Here is a 7,606-nt window from a genome sequence, read left to right as displayed (position 1 = left end):
GTTCTGCCCCCGCCCGCCGCCGCCCGCCGCCCGCCACTGCCCGCCGCCCCCCCGGCACCCGGCACCCGGCACCCGGCACCCGGCACCCGGCACCCGCGCCACGCTCCCAAACGGCCGCCACGTCCTCTGGTCTGCTGCCGTCCGCCCTACCCGCTCCGCTCACCATGGTTCGCTCTGGCCGCCTTACCGGTTGTGTCCTACGTCTGGTCTGCAAGGGTCGTCCGTACCGCTCCAACCCCGCTCCTCCTCCGTCCGTCGTCCGTACCGCTCCAACCCCGCTCCTCCTCCGTCCGTCGTCCGTACCGCTCCAACCCTCTGCCTCGCCGCACGCCGGCTCTACCTGCTCTCTCTCCCGCTCCAGCTGATGTTTCTTCGCACGTCCATCCAGCTCCGCCATAGGCCCGTAGGGAAGTAGTCGGCGTGCCGCAGTCCCCTTGTCTGCGCCTGTGACCTGCCTGTTTGTCTTCTAGCGACTCGAATGGAAGGGAACTCGAAACGGGACCTGAAACGGAACCTCAAAGGGGACTCCAAACGGGACTCCAAAGGGAACCCCAAACGGAACCACTCTGTTCGCTCCGGCCGACGTGGTCCCGAGCCCTCCGCCCCGGGGGAGATATCTCCCCCGGGGCGGATGAGCAGCCATGAGTCCTGCCGCCGGCCACGGGGAGGAGATGTCACTCCCCCGCCCTCGGCGCTTCCTTCCTACTCCGCGCGGCGGGGAGAGATCACTCCCCATCGCGGACGCACTCGGGCCCGCTCGCTGCCCGCCCGGTCAGCCGGGAGCGGGGAGAGATCTCCTCCCCGACCGGACGCTCAGGATGGGGAGGAGAGATCTCCCCCGGACATGCGGTCCACGGGCCGGTTCTGTTGCTCCCACGGCCACTTCCTTTCGCAGCTGTCCAAAGCGTCTTCGCAGGTGGCGGATGGGCCTGCATTCGTCTGCTGCTCGTCCGCCGAGGCACGGCACGCTCAGGAGGGCGAACAGCAGACAGGCTTCGGACAAGCAGTGCGCGGCCATGGGCCAGGCCCTCGCTGGCCGTCGCGGACCGGGCGCCGGTAGCACTGGCTCGGGTGGCCGACCGCCACGTGGGCCGGCCAGTACAGGCAGATGCCGATGCGGCGGTGCCCCCAGGTCGAGACCTGGGGGCACCGCCGCATCGGCATCTCAATGGGCGGGGGTCAGCGGAGAATGCCCTGCTCCCGGGCTGCCTTGAGCCACTTCGGGAACTCGCTCATCAGCTGGGAGTAGAGGTAGTTGTCCGTCAAGGCGCTGGGGTTGTCTCCGGCGGCGAAGAATCCCGCGTTGTCGACGATTCGGGCTGCGGGGACCGGCATGTCGTCCAGGCTGCGGAGGTAGGCGAACGGGTCGTTACCGAAGCCGATGAACTGCCAGAAGATGGGGAGCTTCGCCGCGTCCTTGAGCAGCTTCGTGGTGGCGGGCTTGTCGTCCGGGGCTCCGTCGGTCTGGAAGATGACGAAGGCCGGAGCAGTGGTCTTGCTCTGCTGGTAGTGGTCGATGACCGCTTCCATCCCGCTCGCGTAGTAGGTGCGGCCCATGTGGCCGAGGCCGTTGTGGATCGCGCCGACGCGGCCCTGGTAGTTGTCCAGAGAGAGGTCGATGGTCTTCTCGCTGCGGTGCAGCAGGCCGCGGCGGACCTTGTGGGTGTGGACTCCGGTGGAGAAGAACGTGAGGGGCACGATGCCGTCGTCGTCGAAGTGGGCGGCCAGGCCGAGCGCCTGCTCGGACAGGCGCTGGACACTGCCGTCGTTGTAGAACCGGCGCATGGAACCCGAGCGGTCCAGGACGAGGTAGACGGCGGCTCGCAAGCCCAGGAGGTCGATCTTCCTGAGGGTGGCCTCGGCCGACCTGTAGGTGTCGATCAAGCCGGGTGCCGTGCCGGTGATCTTCTCCAGGCTGATGGCGGAGGTCTTGGTCAGGCTGGGGATGGACATGGTGCTCCTTGTACGCGCCGAAGATCCCCGCTTCTGCGGGTTCGGGCAATAGAGGTGTGCTGATAGGGGTCGGTGTGACGCCGTTGATGAGCGGTGCTCGGCGTCCCAGCGTTGCCCGCAGAGAAAACATAACCTCTACTCGTAGACTTAAGCAACTAGGCTCGTCATTCCAGGGACTTACGCAGGTCGGCAAGGCGGTAACCCGTCGGCTTGCCCGCCAGATCGGCGAGGCGGCGCGAAGTGAGCGTGAGGCCTGAGGTGCGCAGCGCTCGCGCGAGGGCCTTGCCGGCTTCACGGAGCCGCATGTTCTCCTCGCGGTCGTTCCAGCGTTCCCACCGCTCGGGATCGACCTGTCGCAGGTGGTCGAGGATCTGCGCCACGGTGAGGTGGGGCGGGTTGCCGTGCTCGGCGAAGGCGCCCAGCAGGTGTAGCGCGATCGCGGGCTGCACCGCTGCAGGGGCGCCAGTCGCTCCGGTGAGTCGGAGAAGTTCCCCCCAGGTGGGCGGTTCGCTGAGTCGGTCGTCGGCGGCGCCGGTGACGAAGTCCGGCAGCGGGGCGCCCAGAGCGGCGGCGAGGCTGGTCTCGTCGATCTCGACGAGACCAGCCTCAGCCCGTTCAGCTGCGCGGCGCTTCGCCTCGTCGAGGGTGATGTGGTGGATCTTGTGGATCATGGGGTCGTCCGGCATGCCCGGCGCGCCTTCGATGTAGACCTGTGCGCACTGCCGCAGGTCGTCGCCGGACTTGCCGTTGAGGCGGTGCGGGAGCCAGCCTTCGTCCATCATGCCGCCGCCGAGGGCGGCCTTGACGTCCACGTCCCGGCACGGGCCGAGGATCTTCAGGGCCGGCTGCTGGGCCAGGTTGGAGCCGAGGAAGGCTGTGGTGGCGCCCTGCGCGGCGAAGACGATCCAGACCCCCTCCTTGCGGCCGATAAGCAGGAGGGAGGCGACAAGCAGCTTGGAAAGATCGGTTAGCTTGGGGAATTCGTCAATGAATACAAGGACTGCTGGACGTTCAGGGGACGGTTGCCAGGCATCGCCCATGCCGAGACCGCGGCGGATGCGGGCGCGGCCGGCGGCCAGGCAGTGCAGCCACAGCAGCGTGCGCTCGATGGTCGCGGGGTCGAGGCTGGTGAGCCGGATCGCGTCTTCGTAGGGACCGGGTCCGTCGCCGCTGGGATCGAGGAAGAGCGTGACCGCGTCTCGGCATGCCGTGGTCACGTCGACGAGTGCGCGCAGCAGGGTGGACTTGCCGCCGCCGGATCGGGCGATGACCTCGCCCATAAGGCCGGCCAGGGGGAAGGCGAGGGGGCGGCCGTTGGCGGAGCCGCCGTAGACGGCGGGGTCGGTGATGCTGATCGACTTCGGCGCGAGGTAGGGCGCGGGTGCTAGATCGGCGAACATGTCGCCTTGGCGTAGCAGGAGGGTCGCACAGGCGGTGCGGTTCTTCAGCGGCTGGACGATGACGTCGCCCTTGCCAAGGTCGAAAAGCGTCTCGAGGTCGGGGGCCTTGTCGATGATCGCGGCGGGGGTGCCTTTGGAGACGCGGACGGTGGATTGCCAGCCCCAGGGCTGCTGCTCGACGTCGGTGATTTCGGCGACGGGGATGTTCTCGGCCCGCAGGGCGCGCAGGATGCACTCTGCTGCTTCGTCGGTGGTGGTCGCTCGGGCGATGGGGTACGGGGTGGTGTCGGGCTGGGTTGCGCTGGTGACGCCGGGGGCCGGCTCGGGCATGGGGAATCCGAGGTGGGGCGGCGGCGGATTCAGCGCGGTGGGCCGGCGCCCTTGGATCCAGGCCGTTGCTCCTGCGAGCAGGGTGACGGTGGCGGCGGTGTAGGCGGCGGGGGCGGGGTTCTGTGCGCCGAGGGCGACGGAGATGGCGACCAGCACGGTGGTGCCCAGACGCCGGTTGCGGGCCCGGGCGGTGCGGGTGGCTGCGAGATCTGCGCTGCTGGGCGGGCGGGGGGTGAACGTTTCGCCGCGGACGGCGTTCGCCTCTCGGGAGTAGAGGGCGCGCTGGCGGTGTGCCTGATGCTCGTTGGAGTTCTTCCAGTGCTTGAGCTGGGTGTTGATCTCCCGCAGGTCGGCGGTGCGGCGGTCTTTCCACTGGGTGTGCTGGTGGTTGAGGTGGAAGGCGGTCAGGTACTCCGGGGAGAGGTCCTGGGCGTTCCACCAGCGGCTCAGTTGTCGCGCGGTGTGGCGGGTGCCGTTGGCGAGGACGGAGCGCTCCCGGGCGGCGATCTTGTGCACGTACGCGGTGAGGGCGGCGCCTCGGGCGGGCCGGTCCGGTAGGGGCGGGTCGTTGGGATCGTCGCGGGTGCCGGAGTCGACGGCTTCCTTGTCGGACTCGTCGAAGGATGCGGGGGAGGCGGACATGCTGCTGCTCCTGGCGGTGCCGCGGTTGCCGGCCGGGCGGGCGGCGGCAACCGCGGCGTGGATCAGTGGGTCAGTTGAAGGCGCCGGTGATCTGGATGCCGATGCCGTTGACGAGGGGGACGAGGGTGGCTGCGGCCAAGCCGGCGCCACCTGCGGACAGTCCGAGTCCGCTGCCGGAGGCAGCGCCGAGCCCGAAGTCGAGGGAGACGGACTTGGTGATCGACTTCCAGGCGGTGGCCAGGCCGACGCAGAGCAGCACCAGCACCATGGCGCCGGACGGGGTGATCACTCCGGGGTGGGCGCCGCCGTGGATTGCGGGGGTGGCCGATCCGGTCGCGCCGGACAGGACCTTGTCGCCGCCCATGTTCATGACGTGGGCGACGAAGCCGAAGAAGTATCCGAGCGCCCCCCCGGTGCACAGGACGGACAGCATGCCGAGTGCTTGGCCGAGGAGGAAGGGGATGAGGGCCTTCCAGCTGCGCAGGTCGTGGCGGAAGAAGCGCACTCCGCGCCAGACGAGGAAGGAGAGGGCCACGGTGAGGCCGCCGATCGTGACGTACGTGGCGGTGGTGAACATCAGGAGGCTCCGGTCAGGGCTGTGACGATCAGGAGGAAGGTGGGTCCGTAGAGCACGGCGGCGGAGACGTTCAGGGTGAACAGCCATCGGGTGATCGCGCCGGGGTAGCGCAGCCGCCAGGAGCCCGTGATCAGGGCGGCCATGAACGCCATGCCGACGGGCGCGGCCGTGCCCGCGTCGTGGGCCAGGGCGTAGAGGGCGGGCTGGATCAGCGCCCCTGCGGCCACTGCGCTCAGGCGGGCCTTGTCCGCGACGATCCAGGAAAAGTCGAACATCCGGTCCCGGCCGGCGGTCGGGGCCTGCATCTCGGCGTAGTAGTAGTGGTGGTGATGGACTTCGACCCCCGGGGCGACGGCGGGGTGCTCCCCTTCTCCCTCGGCGGCGGGGTGGTTCCACCGAGTCGGGGCGAGGGTGTCCGTCTCCCCCAGGGCGGCCTTCACATAGGCCCGGGCTCTGAGCTCGTCTCCGCCGATCGCGGCGGAGTCGGCGCCGGGCTGGCTCCGGGGCGCGTCGGTGGGGTTTGCTCGGCGGCGCCCGGTCGAGATCATCTTCATCGGCGGGCCTCGCGGTTCTCGGCGGCGCGGCCAGTCAGAGGCGGGACCAGCGTGAGGTGCGGACGTCCGGCGGGCCGCGGGTGCGCGGGGACGCGCGGGGAGAGCGCGGGCTGCCGGTCGGCGACAAGAGCGAGCACGTCCGCGACGTGGTCGTCGAAGGACTGGGCCGGCGTGTTGGCGGGGCTGGGCATAGCGGGTCCTCACGAGAATTCGGGAGCTGGCGGGCGGCCGGGGCCGGCGTCCGCAGAGCGAGGCAGGTGGGGTGGGGCGGGGCGGGTCAGCGTCGGCCGGCGCCCGCAGGGACGAGGAGCTTCGAGCCGGGAAGCACCTGGTAGCCGTCGGCCAGGCCGGCGAGCAGGAGCTCGTCGTCGAAGGTCTGGGCTGTCGGCTGGCCCTCGGTGTCGGGTGCTTCGGGAACCGCGGTGGCCAGGGCCAGGGCCTGGTCGACGTGCCGTTCCAGCGAGGCTGCCGTGCCGACGCCATACCGGGCTACCGCGGCTGGGAGCCAGGTGTCCTGGGACTTGTGGAACTTGCGGGCTCGGGGTGTGCCGATGCCAACGGCGCTGGCGCACTTGTTGATGCCCCACGCGAGCTTGCCGTCGCGGCGTCGCGGCACGAGGCGGACGAACCGCTCCTCTACCTCCGCGTCCGTCAGGACGTCGGTCATACCGTCGGCGGCCCCCATACCGCTCCCCACCTGCGGTTCTTCGGGGAAGGCCGGGTCGTCCGGGGTGCCGGTATGGGTGGTGCCGGTATGAGGTGGAACGGTTCCGGCGGCTCCGATCAGCGTGCCGCGCATGGCTTCGAAGGCCGCGGCGGAGCGCAGATTCATACCGGCCCATTCCGCTTGCCGGACGCGGAGCTGCAGTCGGCCGACGACCTGTTCCAGCACGGCCGGGTCGGCGCACCGGGCGCGCTCGCTGGCGGTCTGTGCGCGGCTGTCGGCTCGTGCCTCCAGGAGCCGGTATGCCCAGCGGCTCGGTCGGCCGGCTTTGCGGACCGCTTCTTGGGCGCGGCGCAGCCGGTACCAGCGGAAGGCGGCCCGGGAGACGCGGACCTCGGCGGTGGCCTCTTCCTGGGCCAGGTCCTGGCGGGCGGCCAGAAGCAGGGCGACGCGCACAGCCTCGACGGGGTGGAAGAGGCGGATCAGCGCCAGACGGCGGTCCGGGCGGGCGCGGCTGCTGCGGGCGGCGCGGCGTTCTTCCAGGGAGCCGAGTTCCCACAGGACCGCGGCCAGGATCGGCCACACGGCGCGGACCACCGCGCCGAGCAGCGAGGCGGCTTCGGCTGCGGAGAACAGGGAGCTGGTGCCGGCCAGTACCCAGAAGAGGACACCGGACAGCCCTGGTCCTTCGCCGGCGCGGGCGCGGCGGCGCGCGCGGCGGCCGCAGACCATCGCGGCGACGTCGAGGGCGACGAAGGGCAGAAGGTCGAACGGGTCACTCAGGCCCATCTGGTGACGGCCCACACGACGGAGCCCGGTCGCCGACAGGGCCGCTGCCGCGGCGGCGATGACCATGGTCAGGCGGTCTTCGAGACGGCGTCCGTACAGGTCGGCGGCAGCGGAGCGCTGCTTGTCGTCGAGGGCGGCGTGGACGGCCCGCCGGCGGCGCAGGGCGAGCGCCGGGCCGAGGGTGAGAACGACCGCGCCGGCGACGAACTGCCAGGAGGTGAGCAGCTCGGTGATGGGGAGCGTCGTTCCCGGGAGCTGGTCGAGGGTCACGGGCTGTGCCTCCGGGCGGCCTCGCTGGCGGCCTCGGCGGCGCGTGCCTGCAGCTCTGCGGCAGTGACGAGGGCGGGCTCCTCGGTGACCCAGGTGCGAAACGCCTCGCGCTCGAGGGCGGCCTGGTGCCACAGCGCGAGCAGCAGGAGGGTCAACGGGCTGATCTGGTCGGTGCCGGCTGTGGCGGGGACCGGCACGACCAGGATCTGGGCGGGTTCGCGCCGGGCGAGGTGGCTGATCAGGCGGCGGTGGCGGCTGCGCAGTTCGGTCAGCTCGCGGCGGGCGGTTCGGGCCTCGTGGCGCGCGGTCGCCGCCGTCCGGAGCAGGCCGGAGAGGGTGCTCGCGCGGATGTAGCGGATCATCGGTCACCTCCGCGGTACGGCCGGCCGGTCGGCTGCTGGGTGGTGGCGCCGGCGCGGTAGGGGGT

Annotated in this window: 7 protein-coding genes; all 7 read right to left on the bottom strand. The window is 70.9% G+C overall.

Features of this window, described 5'->3' with window-relative positions:
- Nucleotides 1-1,179: 1,179 nt before the first annotated feature.
- The 7 genes from IF30_RS0101465 to IF30_RS0101435 all read right to left on the bottom strand — a co-directional run bounded on the left by IF30_RS0101465 (nucleotide 1,180) and on the right by IF30_RS0101435 (nucleotide 7,541).
- Nucleotides 1,180-1,953 carry a VWA domain-containing protein gene (locus tag IF30_RS0101465; RefSeq protein WP_030230750.1) on the bottom strand — a complete coding sequence of 258 codons (774 nt, stop codon included), beginning with the start codon at nucleotides 1,951-1,953 and terminating at the stop codon, nucleotides 1,180-1,182.
- A gap of 164 nt (nucleotides 1,954-2,117) precedes the next feature.
- Nucleotides 2,118-4,325: a hypothetical protein gene (locus IF30_RS43155; RefSeq protein WP_051708991.1), complete on the bottom strand. Its 2,208-nt coding sequence runs from the start codon at nucleotides 4,323-4,325 to the stop codon at nucleotides 2,118-2,120.
- Nucleotides 4,326-4,395: 70 nt separating this feature from the next.
- On the bottom strand, nucleotides 4,396-4,902 hold the full coding sequence (locus IF30_RS0101455) for a hypothetical protein (RefSeq protein WP_030230748.1): 507 nt from the start codon (nucleotides 4,900-4,902) through the stop codon (nucleotides 4,396-4,398).
- Nucleotides 4,902-5,456 (bottom strand): hypothetical protein, encoded by a 555-nt coding sequence (locus IF30_RS0101450; protein ID WP_030230747.1) that lies wholly within the window; start codon nucleotides 5,454-5,456, stop codon nucleotides 4,902-4,904. The genes IF30_RS0101455 and IF30_RS0101450 overlap by 1 nt, the downstream gene beginning before the upstream one ends.
- Entirely contained in the window at nucleotides 5,453-5,647 is a 195-nt protein-coding gene (locus IF30_RS0101445; protein ID WP_030230746.1) for a hypothetical protein, read from the bottom strand. The genes IF30_RS0101450 and IF30_RS0101445 overlap by 4 nt, the downstream gene beginning before the upstream one ends.
- Nucleotides 5,648-5,733: 86 nt before the next feature.
- Nucleotides 5,734-7,179: a DUF2637 domain-containing protein gene (locus IF30_RS0101440; protein ID WP_030230745.1), complete on the bottom strand. Its 1,446-nt coding sequence runs from the start codon at nucleotides 7,177-7,179 to the stop codon at nucleotides 5,734-5,736.
- On the bottom strand, nucleotides 7,176-7,541 hold the full coding sequence (locus IF30_RS0101435; RefSeq protein ID WP_030230744.1) for a hypothetical protein: 366 nt from the start codon (nucleotides 7,539-7,541) through the stop codon (nucleotides 7,176-7,178). Before IF30_RS0101435 ends, IF30_RS0101440 begins: the two co-directional genes overlap by 4 nt.
- Nucleotides 7,542-7,606 lie beyond the last annotated feature (65 nt).

Source organism: Streptomyces sp. NRRL S-350, assembly GCF_000719705.1.
GTDB lineage: Bacteria > Actinomycetota > Actinomycetes > Streptomycetales > Streptomycetaceae > Kitasatospora.
The sequence above is the reverse complement of the archived record's forward strand: the minus strand, read 5'-3'. Positions and strand labels throughout refer to the sequence as shown.

Coding starts and splice junctions, on each gene's coding strand:
- IF30_RS43155 (WP_051708991.1), bottom strand. CDS start 4,325: ATGTCCGCCTCCCCCGCATCCTTCGACGAGTCCGACAAGGAAGCCGTC.
- IF30_RS0101465 (WP_030230750.1), bottom strand. CDS start 1,953: ATGTCCATCCCCAGCCTGACCAAGACCTCCGCCATCAGCCTGGAGAAG.
- IF30_RS0101455 (WP_030230748.1), bottom strand. CDS start 4,902: ATGTTCACCACCGCCACGTACGTCACGATCGGCGGCCTCACCGTGGCC.
- IF30_RS0101445 (WP_030230746.1), bottom strand. CDS start 5,647: ATGCCCAGCCCCGCCAACACGCCGGCCCAGTCCTTCGACGACCACGTC.
- IF30_RS0101450 (WP_030230747.1), bottom strand. CDS start 5,456: ATGAAGATGATCTCGACCGGGCGCCGCCGAGCAAACCCCACCGACGCG.
- IF30_RS0101435 (WP_030230744.1), bottom strand. CDS start 7,541: ATGATCCGCTACATCCGCGCGAGCACCCTCTCCGGCCTGCTCCGGACG.